At 62.3% G+C, this 17,594-nt stretch carries 16 protein-coding genes; 13 read left to right on the forward strand and 3 right to left on the reverse strand.

Annotation, left to right across the window (positions count from 1 at the left end):
* Positions 1-9 precede the first annotated feature (9 nt).
* Positions 10-2,970, forward strand: a complete 2,961-nt coding sequence (locus ABI796_RS01430) for a DUF1573 domain-containing protein (RefSeq protein ID WP_141283425.1) — start codon at positions 10-12, stop codon at positions 2,968-2,970.
* Positions 2,971-2,987: 17 nt separating this feature from the next.
* On the opposite strand, the gene ABI796_RS01435 is transcribed toward ABI796_RS01430, so the two are convergent.
* Positions 2,988-3,347 carry a hypothetical protein gene (locus tag ABI796_RS01435; protein WP_141283426.1) on the reverse strand — a complete coding sequence of 120 codons (360 nt, stop codon included), beginning with the start codon at positions 3,345-3,347 and terminating at the stop codon, positions 2,988-2,990.
* A 252-nt stretch (positions 3,348-3,599) separates the two neighbouring features.
* Here ABI796_RS01435 and ABI796_RS01440 point away from each other — a divergent pair, with 252 nt between their 5' ends.
* From ABI796_RS01440 to ABI796_RS01485, 10 genes are all read left to right on the forward strand, one after another.
* Positions 3,600-5,162: an aspartate aminotransferase family protein gene (locus ABI796_RS01440; protein WP_141283427.1), complete on the forward strand. Its 1,563-nt coding sequence runs from the start codon at positions 3,600-3,602 to the stop codon at positions 5,160-5,162.
* Positions 5,159-6,514, forward strand: a complete 1,356-nt coding sequence (locus ABI796_RS01445; RefSeq protein ID WP_141283428.1) for a lysine N(6)-hydroxylase/L-ornithine N(5)-oxygenase family protein — start codon at positions 5,159-5,161, stop codon at positions 6,512-6,514. The genes ABI796_RS01440 and ABI796_RS01445 overlap by 4 nt, the downstream gene beginning before the upstream one ends.
* The gene (locus tag ABI796_RS01450; RefSeq protein WP_141283429.1) at positions 6,511-7,101 is read left to right on the forward strand and encodes a GNAT family N-acetyltransferase; all 591 of its coding nucleotides are present in this window, start codon (positions 6,511-6,513) and stop codon (positions 7,099-7,101) included. The genes ABI796_RS01445 and ABI796_RS01450 overlap by 4 nt, the downstream gene beginning before the upstream one ends.
* The gene (locus tag ABI796_RS01455) at positions 7,098-8,957 is read left to right on the forward strand and encodes an IucA/IucC family siderophore biosynthesis protein (protein WP_373092146.1); all 1,860 of its coding nucleotides are present in this window, start codon (positions 7,098-7,100) and stop codon (positions 8,955-8,957) included. The genes ABI796_RS01450 and ABI796_RS01455 overlap by 4 nt, the downstream gene beginning before the upstream one ends.
* Before the next feature lie 192 nt (positions 8,958-9,149).
* Positions 9,150-9,812, forward strand: a complete 663-nt coding sequence (gene pnuC, locus ABI796_RS01460; RefSeq protein ID WP_141283430.1) for a nicotinamide riboside transporter PnuC — start codon at positions 9,150-9,152, stop codon at positions 9,810-9,812.
* A 1-nt stretch (position 9,813) separates the two neighbouring features.
* On the forward strand, positions 9,814-10,938 hold the full coding sequence (locus ABI796_RS01465; protein ID WP_141283431.1) for an AAA family ATPase: 1,125 nt from the start codon (positions 9,814-9,816) through the stop codon (positions 10,936-10,938).
* Entirely contained in the window at positions 10,935-11,735 is an 801-nt protein-coding gene (locus ABI796_RS01470; RefSeq protein ID WP_141283432.1) for an NUDIX hydrolase, read from the forward strand. The genes ABI796_RS01465 and ABI796_RS01470 overlap by 4 nt, the downstream gene beginning before the upstream one ends.
* Before the next feature lie 4 nt (positions 11,736-11,739).
* Positions 11,740-12,519 (forward strand): SDR family oxidoreductase, encoded by a 780-nt coding sequence (locus ABI796_RS01475; protein ID WP_141283433.1) that lies wholly within the window; start codon positions 11,740-11,742, stop codon positions 12,517-12,519.
* Between the two features lie 176 nt (positions 12,520-12,695).
* Positions 12,696-14,474, forward strand: a complete 1,779-nt coding sequence (locus ABI796_RS01480; RefSeq protein ID WP_141283434.1) for a sigma-70 family RNA polymerase sigma factor — start codon at positions 12,696-12,698, stop codon at positions 14,472-14,474.
* A gap of 78 nt (positions 14,475-14,552) precedes the next feature.
* Positions 14,553-14,984, forward strand: a complete 432-nt coding sequence (locus ABI796_RS01485; protein ID WP_141283435.1) for a hypothetical protein — start codon at positions 14,553-14,555, stop codon at positions 14,982-14,984.
* Here the strand turns inward: ABI796_RS01485 and ABI796_RS01490 are convergent.
* Positions 14,981-16,051: an FUSC family protein gene (locus ABI796_RS01490; protein WP_246095770.1), complete on the reverse strand. Its 1,071-nt coding sequence runs from the start codon at positions 16,049-16,051 to the stop codon at positions 14,981-14,983. The genes ABI796_RS01485 and ABI796_RS01490 overlap by 4 nt on opposite strands.
* A 131-nt stretch (positions 16,052-16,182) precedes the next feature.
* On the opposite strand from ABI796_RS01490, the gene ABI796_RS01495 reads away from it, so the two are divergent.
* Positions 16,183-16,653: an SRPBCC family protein gene (locus ABI796_RS01495; protein WP_141283436.1), complete on the forward strand. Its 471-nt coding sequence runs from the start codon at positions 16,183-16,185 to the stop codon at positions 16,651-16,653.
* Positions 16,650-17,165, forward strand: a complete 516-nt coding sequence (locus ABI796_RS01500; protein ID WP_141283437.1) for a GNAT family N-acetyltransferase — start codon at positions 16,650-16,652, stop codon at positions 17,163-17,165. The genes ABI796_RS01495 and ABI796_RS01500 overlap by 4 nt, the downstream gene beginning before the upstream one ends.
* 8 nt (positions 17,166-17,173) lie before the next feature.
* On the opposite strand, the gene ABI796_RS01505 is transcribed toward ABI796_RS01500, so the two are convergent.
* Entirely contained in the window at positions 17,174-17,593 is a 420-nt protein-coding gene (locus ABI796_RS01505; protein ID WP_141283438.1) for a VOC family protein, read from the reverse strand.
* Position 17,594: the final 1 nt, after the last annotated feature.

Here is a 17,594-nt window from a genome sequence, read left to right on the forward strand (position 1 = left end):
GGATGGCCCATGAAGGACGCACGTCCACGCCAGTTGTTGGCGGCGATGATTGCCACGTCCATTCTGGCGATGGGACTGGCTAACGGCATGGCGCCAGCTGCCGTGGCCCAAGCTCAGAGGACCGGAGCGCCAGCTGCCGTGGCCCAAGCGCCGGGGACACCGGGCATGGCCCAAAGCGGCACCACCGTCTATGGTGAGAGTTTCTCAAACGAGGACGCCACTGCAGGTGCCATCAGCATCCTGGATTACCAGGGCGGTCCTTCAGCGGCCAATGAAACGTACACCGCTGACGAGCCGTACACGCCGGCCGGTGAAGAATGCGATGGGTGGATCCTGAACTCCTCCACGCCTTTGCCGACGTCCGATTCCGGTTGCCTGAGGAACCAGCCGGGCGGTTGGGACCAGGTCCGGCAGATGGCCGTTGCGCTCGGCTTGGCTCAGGGGCAGAGCCCGGCTGAAGCCGCCGGAAACCAGGTGTTGTCCGAGTACACCAACAGTGCCGCCGGAACCATCCCGGCCGGCGTCCAGTTCCGGACCGAATCGAATGCCACTCCTGCCCTGGCCGGCCGTTACTATGCCGTGTCTGCGCACTTTGCCCAAGTGAATTGCCATGCAGCCCATGCAAGCCAGACCTTCAGCCTGCTGGTCAATGGGACCCGGCAGCTCCTCAGCGCCGGACTGGATCCGTGCGGCAGCAGCAACCAGGCCAGCGTTCATGTCACCAAGCTGCAATCCGCTCCTTATCAAGTCCCGTTTGGCACCCCCAACCCCACTCTTGGCTTGGAACTGCGGAATGAGACCACCACCGGCGCCGGCAATGATGTGGCATTCGACCTCCCGCAGATTGTGGACGTTACCCCTCAGCTGGACACAGCGTTCACTCCGTCCCTGGTGGGCCCGGGTGAATCGTCCCGGATGACGCTGACTGTCACTAATACCCGCGAGCTCGCCGCGAAGAACGACTGGTTTCTCACGGAGACCCTCCCCGCCGGAATGGTTGTGGCCGGAACACCCAACATTGGTGGCACGTGTGAGCAATCGCCGGGGACCAGCCCTTTGGTCAGGACTGCGGTGGCCGGAAGCAACACCCTTTCAGTGACTGGCGGGGACGTTGCCCAGGGTATGGCGTCGTGCACCTTCACGGTGGATGTCACTGCTGCTGAGGAGGGAATGTACGTTAGCGGTCCTGCCAACGCGGCCACCAACCTTGCCGCGCCTGCGGATACTGCCCTGACCGTACGCGCCCCGCGTCTTGAACTGAGCATGGCCCTGGACGCCGCCCGGTTGCTGAACACGGACCAGTTCACCCCTGAAATCCGCACAGGTTCCGCCGACGGGCCCGTGGTCAGCAGCAGTGCGAATTCCACCACCATGGGCTCCGGCGCCACCATCAATGCAGGCACGGGCGTGACGGGCGAGTACATTGCCACGGCCGGCACCACGTACTATCTCACCGAATCAGGCGGCAACCTGGGCGGCTATGACATAAGAATCACCTGTACTGACGCCCGCGGGCTCCAGCCGGGCCTGCCCAACGGCACTGCCTTCAGTGGTTCTTTTGCCCTGGTTCCCGTTGCCGGCGCGGACATCAGCTGCGTATTGACCAACACGGCAGATTCCGTGCCGGGCATGGAGTTCAGCTTCTCCGCTGATGCTTCGGGGCTCAGCTCGCCCTCAGTTGTGGGGGACCGGATCAGTTATTCGTTCACGTCGAAGAACACGGGAAACGTGCCGCTGACGGACGTCGTCATTAACAACGCCAAAGCTGGGGTATCGGCCGTGGCCTACACCTGGCCGGGCCTTCCGGGGCAACTTCTTCCAGGCCAGACGCTGACCGCCACGGCGTCGTACGCCATCACTCAAGCGGACCTCGACGCCGGTCATGTGGCCAATCGGGCTTCGAGTACGGGACGTCCTTCCGCAGGTTTGGCACTCGCTCCTTCTTCCCGTGACGTGGACACTCTTTTAGTCACGGCGCCGGCCATGCAGTTCACCAGCTCCTCCCAGAAGCCCTCTCAGGAGGGGTTGTCCGAGGTTGGCGACACCATCACGTACGCCTTCGCCGCGACGAACAGCGGCAATGTCACGCTCAAAGACCTCCGGATCGAGGCTCCGCAGGCCGGGCTTTCCGAGTTGACCTACACCTGGCCGGGCATTCCGGGCGTAGTCCTCCCGGGCCAAACGGTAACGGCTGCAGCAAGCTATCTGACTACCCAAGAGGACATCGACGCCGGCCACGTGGCCCGCCGCGCTACGGCCACCGGTACTGCCCCCACGGGACTTTCCGTAACGCCTCCGCCGAGTGAAACGGACACGCCACTGAACGCGGCTTCAGCTTTGGAGTTCAAGGCCACTGCGGACGCTTCGGATCTCGGCGATCCCACGGCAGTGGGTGAGGTGATCGTCTACAAGTTCACGCTCCGAAACACCGGGAATGTGCCCATGACGGCTGTTGTGGTCAATCACCAGATGCCGGGACTACAGCTTCCCGATTACGCTTGGCCCGGCGCCGAAGGGATCCTGCTTCCCGGTCAAACGGTCACCGCTACGGCGCGTTATGCGATCACCCAGGCTGACGCCGACGCCGGAAGTGTCACCACCTCGGCTACTGCAACAGGTACACCTCCCGGGGGTCCGCCGGTTACCACGCCAACCGCAAGCGTTCTTGTAACCTTTCCAGGCACTGCGGAAGCAGGAGGTGCAGCACCTGGCGCTTCCGATGGGCCCGGAGGCGGCGCGGCGGGTACGTCAGGGGGCTCGGACACCTCCGGTGAACGGAGTACTTCAGAATCGGGAACTTCCGGGTCCGGAAGTGCTGTTTCATCCCACAGCTTGGATTCCCCGGGTCAATCCGAAGGGTTCCTGGCCACCACAGGCGTTGTTCTCACCGTCCTGCCCATCGGCCTCGTGGTGATGGGGTCGGGGCTGCTGATGTTCCTCATGGGACGCCGCAGGAACCACCAGCCTTAAACTAGCCTGGTCTCGCGCTAGCCTTCGGCCCTCTTCTTTTGCCACTGCACCGCATGCCAGAAGAGGAGGGCCGCCGTCAGCAGCAGGCTGCCCAGAAGCACATAGGGTGTGTAGGACATCAGCATGTAGCCCAGCTGCGGCGAGTTGGAGAACTGTGTTGGTGCTGCCATTGCTGCCACTGTTTCATTCAAAGCCCAGATACCGAAAATTATCAACGCCGCATCCAGCACCCACACCGCAATGATGAACGGGTTGATGGCGCCATGCTTCCGTTCGGGGTCCGGCTGCTCGGGCACGTGAGGGCTGACTGCGGGTAATGCGTTGCCGTTCTCATCGATTTCACGGAAACCGATGCGCTCGTGAACATGGTCTTTCATGGGTCCCCCGACTGCTGCCCGCCGATAGTCCTTGCACTCTACTCCTGGACCCGCACATTTCAGTGGCTCAAAAGATGCCATATTTTGCACTGAATGGGGCTCCAAGGAAAGTCAATGACGCAGTACCCGGCGGTAGAAACCCGAGAAAACGCCTTCTAAGCGAAATAGGTCACAAAAGTTTGACGGAAAGGCTTACCTAAGTAAGGCTTGCCTTTGCTAACAAGCGCCCCAACGCAATGGAAGGAAGCTGACGTGACGTCACCTAGTGTCGAAGAGCGGATCGCTCAGGAGCAGGATTTTGGCTCCAAAGTGGAACTGGCCCTCGCTGCCACCAACCAGCTGTTCAACGCACGAAATTCACCCAGTTACGTCGCTCAGGTCCTTCAGGGGGTCAACGCGGTCTCCACCAAGGTCCAACGGACCTCCCAGCCGTTTACCGGCGTCGGGCATGCTGAGCTGAAAGCCAAAGTTGCTGCCGTTGATCTTGAGCGTCCGCTGCCGGACACTGCTGCCGCCCTGGAAGAGCTTGACGGGCTATACCTCAAGGACGCCATCTACTTCCACGATTCCCGCTATGCAGCTCACCTGAACTGCCCGGTGGTCATTCCGGCGCTGGTGGGCGAAGCAATACTTTCGGCCGTGAACTCCTCCATGGACACCTGGGACCAGAGCGCCGGTGCCACCATGATCGAGCGCCGCCTCATCGATTGGACCGCGGAGCGCATCGGTTTCACCGAAGACGCCGATGGCGTGTTCACCTCCGGCGGCAGCCAGTCAAACTTCCAGGCGCTGCTGATTGCCCGCAATCATGCGGTGGCCAAGCTGCGGGCGACGAATGGGGACGCACGCCTGCCGCACCTGCTGGACCGGCTGCGGATCTTCACTTCCGTGGACAGTCACTTCAGCATCCAGAAGTCTGCTTCCATGCTGGGCCTGGGCTTCGACGCCGTCATTGCCGTGCCCACCACCGAAGACCACCGCATGGATCCCACCGCCCTTGCGGCTGCTTTGGCGGAAGCGCACGACGCCGGGCTGGTGCCCATGGCTGTTGTGGCCACTGCCGGGACCACGGACTTCGGATCGGTAGACCCGCTGTCCGAGATGGCCGCCTTGGTTCGGGCTTATGATTCCTGGCTGCACGTGGACGGCGCCTACGGTGGAGGCCTCCTCGTTTCCGGCCGGCACCGTCACCTTTTGAACGGGATTCACTTGGCGGACTCCGTCACCGTTGACTTCCACAAGACCTTCTTCCAGCCCGTCAGTTCCAGTGCAGTCCTGGTCCGCAACGGCGCCATGATGGGTCACGTCACCTACTATGCGGACTACCTGAACCCGGAGAGCGCGGCGAAGGCCGAGATCCCCAACCAGGTGGACAAGAGCATCCAGACAACACGGCGCTTTGATGCTTTGAAGCTGTGGCTGACCCTCCGCATCATGGGCGCCGACGCAATCGGTGCACTCTTTGACGAAGCGATCGACCTCGCCGCCCGGGTGGGAACGTTGCTGGCTGACGACCCCGAATTCGAACTTGCGGCCGAGCCCCAGCTGAGCACGCTCGTATTCCGCTACCGGCCCACGGTTGAGGGCGCACCCTTGGGTGACGATGCTGCGGACGTCCTCAATCCCGCCATCCGCGCCGCAATCTTCGCTTCCGGCGAGGCCGTTGTTGCCGGCACCAAGGTGGCTGGACGCCACTACCTTAAATTCACCCTCCTCAACGCCGAGGCGAGCCTGAGGGATATCCAGGAAATCATCGAACTTATCCGCCGGACAGGCAACGTCCTGCTGGCGAACACCACGGAGGCCGCAGCGTGAGCACCCAAAACAACGGCAGGATTTACGACGTCGCAGGCATCGGCGTCGGGCCTTTCAACCTTGGCCTGGCCGCCCTGAGCGAGCCGGTTGAGGACCTGGACTGCGTGTTCCTGGACCGCCGCGAGTCTTTTGATTGGCACCCGGGCATGATGATGGAGCCGGCGCATCTGCAAGTGCCTTTCATGGCGGACCTTGTGACGCTGGCTGACCCGACGTCGCCATTCTCCTTCCTGAACTTCCTGAAGCAGACCGGCCGCTTGTACCGCTTCTATATCCGGGAAAACTTCTACCCGCTGCGTGCCGAATACAACCAGTACTGCCAGTGGGTGGCCGGCCAGCTCGAATCGGTTCGTTTTAGCACGGATGTGCTGGATGTGAACTACGACGACGGCGTGTACCGGCTTTCCGTCCAAGGCCCGAACGGCGCTGAGGTGCTTCGCGCCCGCAAGCTGGTGCTGGGCACCGGCACCTCCCCGTATGTTCCGGACTCCTGTGCAGGAATAGTCGAAGCCGGTGGACTTGTCCTCCACAACGCCGATTACCTGCCGAGGAAGAGTGAGCTGCAGTCCAAGCGCAGCATCACCATTGTTGGCAGCGGGCAGAGCGCAGCGGAGCTTTACTATGAACTCCTTCAGGAAATTGATGTCTACGGTTACCAGCTCAACTGGGTCACCCGCTCCGGCCGCTTCTTCCCTCTGGAGTACACCAAGCTCACTTTGGAGATGACCTCGCCGGAATACGTGGACTACTTCCACTCGCTCCCGGGTGAGCAGCGCGATTCGCTGATCAAGAGCCAGAAGAACCTGTACAAGGGCATCAACTCGGATCTGATCGACGATATTTACGATCTCCTCTACACCAAGAGCCTCTCCGGCATGGTGGACACCCAGCTGCACACCCACTCTTCGCTCACTGCCGCGGAGTGGGACCCCGCCACGGGCACACACACTCTCCATTTGCACCACGAGGAGCACGGCCGAGACTACTCCCTGGAGTCCGAGGCCGTGGTCCTGGCAACCGGCTACACCTATAAAGAGCCCGCGTTCCTGGCCGGAATCCACCATCGCATCCGCCGTGACTCAAAGGGCCGCTTCGACGTGGAGAGGAACTACGGCACCGGTGTTGTACCCGGCGAAATCTTTGTCCAGAACGCCGAGCTGCACACCCATGGCTTCGTCACCCCGGACCTGGGCATGGCGGCCTACCGCAACTCCTGCATTCTTCGCGAAATTACCGGCCGGGAGGTCTACCCGATCGAGCGCAGCATCGCTTTCCAGCAGTTTGGCGCACCCGCTCCCGCCGTTAATACAGAACCTGCCGGCGTCCCCGAAACCGCTGGAGCAACCGTATGAGCTTCACGTTCCGGCCCGTCCACCCCGTAACAGACGCACCCGTCCTCCACAGCTGGGTCAGTCAAGAGTATGCGCGGTTCTGGGGCATGGTTTCGGCCACTGAGCAGGACGTTGTGGAGGAATACTCCAGGATTGCGGAATCGGGCCATCACCAAGCGTTCATGGGGCTCGACGACGGCGCTCCGGCCTTCCTGATGGAGCGGTACCGGCCCGAGTCGTCGCCGCTGGCGGACGTCTACGAAGTCCAGCACGGTGATGTGGGCATGCACCTTTTGGTGTCGCCGCCCACGGGTGATCCGCAGCGCGGTTTCACCACCGCCGTCATGCAGTCTGTCATGGCCGAACTGTTCGCTGATCCCGCAACCCGGAGGGTGGTGGTGGAGCCTGACGCCCGAAACCACAAAATCCACGTCCTGAATGAAAAAGTGGGCTTCCGTCCGCACGGCGTGGTGACCCTTCCCGCCGTCGATCCCGCCGAAGACCATAAGCAAGGGCTGCTGAGTTTCTGTACCCGCGAGGACTTCCTCGCCACCCTGACCCCGATTCTGGCCGCGCCTGCCGCGGCGACCAGAGGAGAATCCCTGTGACCACAACTGCCGGTACGGCCGAACACGCCGAAACCACCATCAGCGCGGCCGCCGAGCCCGTTTCCCATCTGACCCCGGAACGTTGGGCCATTGCCAACCGGCATCTGGTCCGCAAGGCCATTGCCGAGTTCTCCCACGAGCGCATCCTGGTTCCGGAGTTGATCCGCCAGGAGGCTGCCGGCGTCGGGCTATTCAAGGTAGTAAGCGACGACGACGCTACTGAGTACCGCTTCCGCGCCCGGGTCCTGCAGCTGGAGCACTGGTCCGTAACAAGCGAATCCATTGTTCGGTTGCGCGACGGCCAAGAGCTTCCGGTGGACGCCTTGGATTTCATTGCCGAATTCCACGAGGCTCTGGCCATCCGTCAGGAAATGCTGCCCGTGTATTTGGAAGAGATCAGCAGCACCCTGGCCAGCCACGCGTACAAGCAGGGCAAGCCTTTCAGCTCCGCGGAACTGGCTGCGGGTGTCACGGGCGGGACTGACCGGGCCGCTGACTTCCAGGCCATTGAGCACAGCATGACCGAGGGCCACCCTTGTTTCGTGGCCAACAATGGCCGGCTTGGATTTGGGATCGCGGACTACCACGCGTTCGCACCGGAAACAGGCGCAACCGTGAAACTGCAGTGGATCGCGGTGCACCGCAGCAAGGCAGTGTTCACCTCCAGCGCGGGGCTGGACTACCGCACGCACTTCGAGGCCGAACTCGGGCCTGCCACCCTCGCCTGGTTCAACGCAGAGCTTTCCGCCTCCGGCCTGGATCCTGAGGAATACCTCCTCATGCCGGTCCACCCCTGGCAGTGGGACAACAAGCTGACAGTGACGTTTGCAGCAGAAATCGCCCAGCGCCACATAGTGAACCTTGGCACGGGCGAGGACTCGTACCAGGCACAGCAGTCCATCCGCACCTTCTTTAACACCGATTATCCGGAGAAGGCCTACGTCAAAACGGCCATGTCCGTGCTGAACATGGGGTTCATGCGCGGACTGTCGCCGCAGTACATGAAGGCAACGCCGGCTATTAATGATTGGCTGCAGGAACTGATCAGCAAGGACCAGGAGCTCCAGGACCGGGGCCTGGCCATGATCCGTGAAACCGCGGCGATTGGATACCACAACCACTACTACGAGGCGGCTTCGGCCAAGGGTTCCCCCTACCGGAAGATGCTCTCCGCCCTGTGGAGGGAAAGTCCACTGCCGTTGCTCAAGGACGGTCAGCAGCTGGCTACCATGGCCTCATTGCTGCACGTGGATGGTGCCGGAAACTCCGTGGTATCCGAGCTGATCCGGCGGTCCGGCCTGGCGCCCACCGAGTGGCTTCGCTGCTACTTTGAGGCCTACCTCGTACCGTTGGTCCACTGCCTTTACGAGTACGAGCTCGCGTTCATGCCGCACGGTGAGAATGTCATCCTGATCCTCGAGGACGGCGTCCCGGTCCGCGCGATCATGAAGGATATTGCCGAGGAAATTGTGGTGATGGGGGACCGGCTGGAACTTCCCGAGGAAGTCTCCCGCGTGAAGGCGGAGATTCCGGCCGAGGAGATGGTCCTCGCGATCTTTACTGACGTGTTTGACTGCATCTTCCGCTTCCTGGGGGCCATCCTTGTGGAGGACGGCACCTTGCGGGAGGACGAGTTCTGGGGGACGGCCGCTGCCGTGCTGCGGGAGTACCAGCAACGCCACCCGGAGCTTGCGGATCAGTTCGCCATGCATGATCTCTTTGCTCCGGACTTCGAGCTGTCCTGCCTCAACCGGCTCCAGCTGAGGAACAACCAGCAGATGCTGGACATCTCGGATCCCTCCGGCGGGCTGCAGATGGCAGGCCGTCTGGCCAATCCCTTGGCCAAGTTCGCGTAGCCGCTGGAGATAAATTCGCGTAGCCGCTGGAGATAAAGAAGACCAGCGGAGACACCAGGACCGCAGGAGGCCAGGAGCTTCCTGCGGTCCTTGCGTTTATGCGACACTCCAAGGGTTATTGTCAATCTGACGATAATCCTGCTACAGTCCTAATTGTCAGCTTGATAATAACGATGACAAAGGACAATCATCATGACACTGCTCGACTGGATGAATTCCCCGGCGATTCCCGATCTTTTTGGCAGCCCGGTGAGCTGGATCGAAATCATCGGTTTCGTTACCGGCGCCGCGTGCGTCTACGGTGTGGCCAAGCAGGAGCTGTGGAACTGGCCCATCGGAATCCTCAACAACATTGCATTCACCGTCCTGTTCCTGGGAGCGGGCCTTTATGGTGAAGCTGTCCTGCAGGTCATTTTCGCCGTCGTTGCCGTTTACGGCTGGTACAACTGGATCCGTGGCAAGGCCGGCACCCGGAGCCGGAATGATCTCCCCATCCGTGACGCCGGCTCCAAGGAGATACTCCTCGGCCTGGGAGTCACCGCAGTGGGCACGGCAGCCGTAGCGATGGTCCTCACCCACGGAACCGATTCCCAGGTTCCCTGGCCGGACGCCTTTGTGCTGACCGCGTCCTTGGTGGCCACCTACGGTCAAGCCAGGAAAATCTTCCAGCACTGGTACGTATGGATCTTCATTGATGTGGTTTCCATTCCGCTCTACTTCAGCCGCGGACTGACGTTGACCGCGCTCCTCTACATCGGATTCCTGGCTCTTTGCGTCTACGGACTCATCGATTGGAAGCGAGCACGAAGCGCTGAAACCCCGGCCACCCCCGAAGCCCTGACGGCAGGAGTCTGAGATGTTCAAGCAAGCCATGGTCATCGGCAAGTTCTACCCGCCACACGCAGGCCACGCACATTTGGTGACCACCGCCGCGGCGCAGACCGGGAAGGTGGCGGTCCTGGTGCTGGGCAGCCGTTTCGAGTCCATCACTGTTGATGAGAGGGTCAAGTGGCTGACCGCTGAACTTCATGACGTTGACGGAGTGGAAATCATGGGAATGCGCAACGACTGCCCCGAGGATTACCACTCGGACGAGATCTGGAAAGCTCAAACAGAGCTGATGCGGCTGGCCTTGAAGAGCCATGGCGTGACGAAAGTTGATGCTGTGTTCACTTCTGAGAAATATGGTGCCCGGCTTGCCGAGGCGTTCGGGGCAGAGAGTGTCCTGGTGGACCCCTCCCGGACTGCTTACCCGATCAGCGGCACTCAATGCCGCGAAGACCTCGCTGATGCATGGCCCTCCATCATCGCTCCCGCCCGCCAGGAACTGGCAACACGGATCATCCTGGTGGGCGCCGAATCAACAGGCACCACCACCTTGGCCAAAGCGCTCACTGAGCACTACCGGCCGAGGTTCCCCAGGATTGCCGATGTCCCCGAGTATGGCCGTGAATACACCTATGAAAAGTTCAATAAGCTCCGCTGCGGGACGCCCGGGGCTGGTCTGGAAGACATGGTGTGGACTCCCGAGGACTTCAGCGTGATCGGCGCCCGGCAGAACCAGATGGAAAACGCTGCAGCGGATGCCTGCCCCTTGGTGATAGCAGACACTGATGCGCTGGCCACCACCTTGTGGGAACGGTACTACCTCGGTGACGGAAGCTACGGATCCTTCCACGCAGCAGACGTCCTGCCGCGGAGGGATCTGTACCTGGTAACCGATCACGAGGGTGTGGCTTTTGAAGATGACGGCTGGCGTGAAGGTGAACACCGACGGGCAGAAATGACCGAGTGGTTCAAGGAAACACTGACCGGGGAAGGGCACTCCTGGGTGCTGGTTACCGGTGACCGGGAACGCCGGCTGAAGACCGCCATTGAGATGATTGACCTGATGATTGCCCAGCGGAGTGGGTTTACTTCACCTCCCTGGGCAACCCGAACAGTTGTGGCCAACACCGCCTTGGAAGGAGCGATGGCATGACCCAGGGATCAAAGTCAGCCAGGGAATTTCTGGAAAGCTACAACCCCGGAGATTACCCTTCCATAGCCCTTACTGCGGATCTGGTGGTATTTGCGGTGTCTGCGGGTACGTTGAACGTTGCTTTGGTGCGCCGGGGAGGGCATCCCTTCAAGGGTGCGCTGGCACTGCCCGGTGGATTTGTTGGGCCCGAGGAGTCTGCCGAACAGGCGGCGCGGCGGGAACTCGCCGAAGAGACAGCACTGGACCTGGGGAGCCTGCCGGTCCACCTGGAGCAGTTGGCAACGTACACCCACCCGGACAGGGATCCCCGGATGAGGGTGGTTACAGTGGCGCATCTGGCCCTGCTTGCAACTGACGGAACTGTGCTTCCGGAGATCGCCGCCGGCTCTGACGCCGCAGCTGCCGCGTGGCATCCTGTCCACCACATTCTCAGCAGCAATGAACTGGCCTTCGATCACCAGGCCATCCTGCAGGAGGGCCTGAAGCGGCTGGCCGGAAAAATGGAATACACCACTGTAGCCGCACGCCTGCTGCCGGAGGAGTTCACCCTGACGCAGCTCCGCACGGTCTATGACGCCGTGTGGGACACCGCCTTGCCCGCCGGAAACTTCACCCGCAAGATGATGCCTCACCTGACGGACACTGGCCGGAAAGCGAGGGCCGCTACCGGTGGTGCACCAGCGGCGCTGTTCACCGCCGCTGATCGGCACATTCATCCGCCCCTTGCCAATCCGGGCACCAACCCGGCAGGCAACCAGGCCAGCAAGCCGGCCAGCAAAGTGAAGGGACTAGTCTAGGCGCATGACCACTCGAGCCAATGAACTCACAGCCCTCGTCACCGGGGCCACCGCCGGGCTCGGCGCGGAATTCGCCCGCCAGCTCGCCGAAGCCGGACATCACCTGGTCCTGGTAGCCCGTGATGAACAGCGCTTGAAGGACACCGCGGAGGAACTTGAACGCGACTTCAGTATCTCGGCGGAGGTCCTGCCCGCGGACCTGACCACCGACGTCGGCGTTTCAGCTGTTGCTGACCGCCTGCGGGACGCGGCCCGGCCAGTGGATGTACTGGTCAACAATGCCGGAGTGGGGCTGTTGAAGTCCTTCGAACGAAATGACCTCGAGGAAGAGCGCCGGCACCTGAGGCTCCACGTGCAAACACCCATGGAGCTTAGCCATGCGGCCCTTGAATTCATGCTTGCCCGCGGGAAGGGCCGGATCATTAACGTAGCCAGCGTGGCCGCCTTCGCCAACAGGGGCAGCTACTCGGCGGCCAAAGCCTGGCAGGTGACTTTCAGCCGCTGGGCCAACATCGCCTACGCCGCATCCGGCGTGCAGGTTACAGCGGTTTGCCCCGGTTTCACCCACACCGAATTTCACGATCGCATGGGCATGGACAAAAGCGTGGCTCCGCGCTTCCTTTGGCTGACCGCCGAGCGCGTAGTGCGTGAAGGGCTGGAGGACAACGCCAAAGGCAAGGGTGTCTCCATCCCCACGCGCCGCTACAAGGTGGTCAGCTTCTTCGCCCGGGTACTCCCGGCCAAGCTGACGTCCGGCCCGCCACGGCGCCCAATTGAACGATAAACCAAAATAGTACCCGCGGGTATTCTCTTGTGGAGCTTCCGGCCTTAGGCTAGGGCTGGAGTGTAGCGCCGGGCACGGCTGTTACACGGGGGCTACAGCAGCGTGGCCCCGCAAACAGGGCCCCACAGCGGGGTTCGTTTACCCATGATCTACGCCGTGTCCGAAGCGGGTAGCGCATGGACGGGACAGCTCCAACGGAGGGCACCGGGCAGCAAGGAAAGCACGACGGCGGTTCGGTCGCGGTAGAGGACAGCGACGCACAACTGGTGATGCTGGTCCGGGGCGGCAGCCAGTCTGCGTTCGAGACGCTCTTTGCGCGGCACCGTTCCAGTGCCCGGACCGTGGCTGCAGCGCAACTGGACAACTTTGCCGACGTTGAGGATGTTGTGGCAGACGCATTCACCTCCGTTTACCAGGCCTTGGCCGCCGGGAAGGGACCCGACTCCTTCTTCCGCGCCTACCTTCTGACAACGGTCCGGCGTGTGGCCCACCGAATGAATCGGGATGCCACCCGTATCAGCCCCACGTCCGAGTCCTACATTTTGGATTCCGTGCATGCCCATGATGATCCGGCTATCGCCAAGTTTGAATCCTCAGCCGTGGCCCAGGCTTTCCGTTCCCTGCCCGAACGTTGGCAGGAAGTCCTTTGGTACGTGGACATCGAGGGAATGAAGCCGGCCGCGGCCGCACCACTTCTGGGCCTGAGCCCCAATGGAGTATCCGCCCTGGCCATCCGGGCGCGGGAGCGGCTGCGCCAGGCATACCTCCAGAACCACATCACTTCCTCCGCAGGGGAGGCCTGCGAGGAATACTCAACGCAGCTGGGCGCCTACTCCCGCGAAGGGCTCAGCAGACGCAAGCAAGCTTTGGTACAGGAGCACCTGGAAGGCTGCCCCAAGTGCACCGCCCTGCTCCTGGATCTCAACGACGTCCAAACCGCCATGCGCGCATGGATTTTCCCGCTGGTAGCAGGGGCAGCATTCAGCTCCGTCTTCCCGGCGCTGGCCGGGGCGGGCGACGGCCCTGGAACCCAGGGCACCGGCGGCACCGTGTCACAAGGCATATCATCCAAAGGCATCTCCCTCGCATGGAAAGTGGGCGCCGGTGCCTTAGCCGTTGCCGCTGTTGCAGCGAGTGCCGCCATGGCTTTCGGAGGTGCGGGATCGGACACCTCGGTGCCGCCGAAGGCTGACGCGCCGCCGGCCGTGGACCAGCCCACTGCACCAGAGCTGAAGCCGCCCGCGGTGGAGGACATTTCACAGAAGTATCCACTCTTTCCGGACCTGAGTGATCCGTCCAGCGGGACTCCTGAGAAGCCCGTCCTCTTCCCCTTCCCACCCAGCAGCAAACCAGGCACAGGCCTGCTGCCGAATCCGTGGCCGTCACCCGGGGAACCTCTGCCCCCGACGCTACAACCGCTGCCCACCATCACAGCTTCGGCTCCACCCACCGTTCCAGTACTCCCGCCCGCCTCAAACCCTTCCCCGACGCCCTCCGCAAGCGCCACCCCCTCTCCAAGCACCACAGCAACCGCCGGCCCGAGCCCCAGCCCCACACCGACTCCGAGCCCAGCCCCGAGCGAAACCCAGGCACCCGCTCCTGCGGTAACGGCCACGTTCAGCGCTGAGCAGGGGACAACGGCGTCGGATACCAACGTCACTGTCACCTTCAAACTCAAGGACCAAACGCCGGTGCCCTCCTCGGCCGAGGTGGTGTTCACCATTTCTGCCGGCACGGACATGATCCCGGGCAAACTGACTGCACCGGCGGGATGGAACTGTTCCAAGGAAGCGGCCGTGACCACGCAATTCCGTTGCACCAGCACCGCTGTGAACCCTGGGGAGTTGACCTTCGTCCTCGGAATTTTCAAGCAGGACGCAGGGGAGACGGCCACCCTTGACTATTCATTCAGCGCCGCCGGCATTGAAAAAGTCAGCTTCACCAATACCTTCTAGGGTTTCAGTAACTTGACCAGCCCCACGGGATGAAGCGGGTTACTATGACACTTCACTTGAGCCTGAGGGGGCAGAGCTATGAAAAACACGTCGTTGGCATTGGTAACGGCCATGGTTGTCAGTGGAATGCTGCTGGCCGGCTGTTCGGGAACCGGTACTACGGGCTTCAAAGCGTTGGAACGCGAGGCAACGGAGGCGGACACTCCGCAGCACGATCTTATTCCTGGGGACATCACACTGGAAAAGGTCCTTCTGGTTGCCGAGGCCAACGGGAACAAGTACTACCTGGGGCAAGGCGCGCAGGGCCGCCCGTCATGCCTGCTCGTTGAACATGCCAACCCGTCCTTCTCACACGGCGGCTGCAGCGATTCCCTCCAGGGCGAGATGTTGAGAATCAGTGGCCCCGATCAGAAGTCTGCTGTTCTGATTTCCGATGACTATGACTCCAGGGAACTGGAGTCGAGCGGATTGACCAAAATCCACCCGAACATCCTTGTGGTGACCAACTAACCAGCCGGCGGGCCAACCAGCCCGCCCCGCCGTGACCTCACCAGCACTGCCACGGCGATGCCCACCACGGCTCCCACGAAGGTCTCAATTGCGCGTTCCATGACCAGCACCCCCGGATCCATGGGCGCAGCCAGCTGCGCAATCAGCAGGATGACGGGCGTGAAGAACACCATGGCCCAGCCATAGTGCCTTGCCATGAACAGCTCGGTGGGAAATTGGCAGAGCACCACCAGCACAGCCAGCACCACGGTGGTGTGGCCGGGGAAGTAATGAAGCGGGGAGAGCGGACCGGGAAAAAGCACGACGGCGACTATCCCCAATCCGAGGAAGGTCCCCACGATTCTGTGGATACCCCGGTGGACGCGGCTTGGGAGGTCGGCTCCGGCAAGAGGCACGGCGGCCGCTGCCATGGCCCAATGCGGGTGGCCGCTGCCACTGAGAACTCCAATGGCCCCGGCTGCGCCGACGGCCAACGAATAGCGTGCTGCATGGACTAATGCGGCCTGGCTTTGCGGGCCGCGAAGGGCAGGAACGCCGCGGCCGGCGCCGGCCACCCATGTGCGGGATCGGAACCAGCCGCCGAAACCAACCACCAGGGAGAAGGCCGCCGACCCGGCTCCGATGAGTACCGCCGTCGTCAACGGAACACTGGTGGGCACGGAGGCGCAGGCGCCGAGGGCAAGGATGCCGAAGAAGGGGCCAATGGGCTTGAGCCGAACAGAGTCGGCGTACAAGGAGCCGGCGCCGGCGAACAGCGTGGCCACCAGGACCAACCACCACGAGTGGATGTGGTTGGCGGAAAGGAACACCCCTATGGTCAGGCCGCCCACCAGGAACAGGGCGGCCTGGGCTTGGTGTTTGAGCCTGAGTTGGTGGGTTTCGTTGCGGCCGTACATGCCGGTGAGGGCACCAAAAACCGCGTACATCATGAGGTCCGGGCGGCCGATGAGCAGGAGGAACATCCCGGGTACTGCAACACTGAGGGCCACCCGGACTGCCGAGAGGCGATCGTTGTTGGCGGGGCCCAAACGGTGGAGTTCACGGGCGTGGACCATCAATGCGGGCACGGGGAACACCACCAATCACTCAGGTTGTCCTTGAAAATTAGCAGCATCTCCCCGCACGCTGCCATAAGCCCGGTCACAACCCGTAGCAGAGGTGGGCACGCGCAGAGGCGAAGGTCTGGGAAGATCGAGGTATGCCCGTTGCTTTCGTTTGCCGCACCCGCTCCAGCATGTCACCGCAGGAGCTGTTCGATCTTTCCCGCAACATTGACGCCCATGTGGGCTCCATGACGCACAGCCGCGAGAAGGCAATTGCGGGTGTGACCACCGGACTGATCTCCGAAGGTGAAACTGTCACCTGGCAGGCCTGGCACCTCGGAGTCCGGTTCCGCATGACCAGCCGCATCACGCGGATGGAGGCGCCGTCGTCGTTCTCCGATGAGCAGGTGAAGGGCCCTTTCAAGTACCTCCGCCACACGCACGAGTTCCGGCCCGATGGCAACGGGACCCTCATGGTGGATACCGTGGAATTCGCTGCTCCGTTCGGCCCGCTGGGCAGGCTGGTGGAGAAACTGATCCTTGCCCGTTATTTGCAGAACCTTATTGAGAAACGCAACGGGTTCCTGGTGGCCGAAACCCGGCCCGGAATGGATTCCAGGCAATGATCAGGCTCGCGCGTGCGGACGATCTCCTGATGATGCAGGAGATTGAGCGTGCCGCGGGCGAAGCGTTCCGGGCTTTGGGAATGGACTCGATTGCAGAGGACGAGCCTCTTCCGGTTGATGAGCTGAGCAGCTATGCCGCGGCCGGCCGCGCCTGGGTGTCCGTGGACGGACTCGATTACCCGGTGGCGTACCTGTTGGCGGACGTTGTTGACGGTGACGGTCATGTGGAACAGGTCAGCGTCTACCCGGATCAGGCGCATCAGGGGCTTGGCAGGGAACTGTTGCACGCGGCGCGCGTTTGGACGCGGGGCCACGGAATGCAGCGGCAAACCTTGAGCACTTTCCGGGACGTGCCGTGGAACGCCCCGTACTATCGTCGCCTGGGTTTTGAAGTGCTCGACGCCGGCAGCTGGGGTCCGGAGTTGACCCGCCTCATGCAGCACGAAGCCGCGTTGGGGCTGACCCGTTGGCCGCGGGTGGCCATGTGGCGCCCCGCGGTCCCGCCCACGTAGCCGAGCCGCTAGCCCGCCACCAGCTCCACTTCGTAACTATCGGTGTTGAGCAGGTACGCCGCATAGTGGTCCGGACCTCCGGCGTGCGGATACTTCGACTCGAACATCTCGTACCAGCCCGCGTCCGCACCGAGCGCCCTGATCCGGTCCACATTCTCCCGGGTCCCGGCATGGAACGCCACGTGATTGACTCCGGGATCAGTGCGCCGGTGGGTAGTGGCAGTGGTGGCATCTGTCTGCTCCACCACCACATACGTGCCATCAAGCTTCCAGCTGCACCCTGTGGGCCACTCCTGGAATGGCTGATATCCGAGTTCACCCAGCAGCCAGCCCCACTCCTCCTTTGCCCGCTCAAGGAATGGCACCCAGATCTCAAGGTGGTGGATGGAACCCACAGGGCCGGCGGATTCCGCGGCAATCTCACGCATG

Source organism: Paenarthrobacter aurescens (assembly GCF_041549525.1).
GTDB classification, from domain to species: Bacteria; Actinomycetota; Actinomycetes; order Actinomycetales; family Micrococcaceae; genus Arthrobacter; species Arthrobacter aurescens.

Excerpts from the sequence above, each read along its gene's own strand:
- ABI796_RS01500 (WP_141283437.1), top strand. The coding sequence starts at position 16,650 with ATGATCAGGCTCGCGCGTGCGGACGATCTCCTGATGATGCAGGAGATT.
- pnuC (WP_141283430.1), top strand. The coding sequence starts at position 9,150 with ATGACACTGCTCGACTGGATGAATTCCCCGGCGATTCCCGATCTTTTT.
- ABI796_RS01475 (WP_141283433.1), top strand. The coding sequence starts at position 11,740 with ATGACCACTCGAGCCAATGAACTCACAGCCCTCGTCACCGGGGCCACC.
- ABI796_RS01480 (WP_141283434.1), top strand. The coding sequence starts at position 12,696 with ATGGACGGGACAGCTCCAACGGAGGGCACCGGGCAGCAAGGAAAGCAC.
- ABI796_RS01505 (WP_141283438.1), bottom strand. The coding sequence starts at position 17,593 with ATGCGTGAGATTGCCGCGGAATCCGCCGGCCCTGTGGGTTCCATCCAC.
- ABI796_RS01495 (WP_141283436.1), top strand. The coding sequence starts at position 16,183 with ATGCCCGTTGCTTTCGTTTGCCGCACCCGCTCCAGCATGTCACCGCAG.
- ABI796_RS01485 (WP_141283435.1), top strand. The coding sequence starts at position 14,553 with ATGAAAAACACGTCGTTGGCATTGGTAACGGCCATGGTTGTCAGTGGA.
- ABI796_RS01430 (WP_141283425.1), top strand. The coding sequence starts at position 10 with ATGAAGGACGCACGTCCACGCCAGTTGTTGGCGGCGATGATTGCCACG.
- ABI796_RS01465 (WP_141283431.1), top strand. The coding sequence starts at position 9,814 with ATGTTCAAGCAAGCCATGGTCATCGGCAAGTTCTACCCGCCACACGCA.
- ABI796_RS01470 (WP_141283432.1), top strand. The coding sequence starts at position 10,935 with ATGACCCAGGGATCAAAGTCAGCCAGGGAATTTCTGGAAAGCTACAAC.
- ABI796_RS01450 (WP_141283429.1), top strand. The coding sequence starts at position 6,511 with ATGAGCTTCACGTTCCGGCCCGTCCACCCCGTAACAGACGCACCCGTC.
- ABI796_RS01435 (WP_141283426.1), bottom strand. The coding sequence starts at position 3,347 with ATGAAAGACCATGTTCACGAGCGCATCGGTTTCCGTGAAATCGATGAG.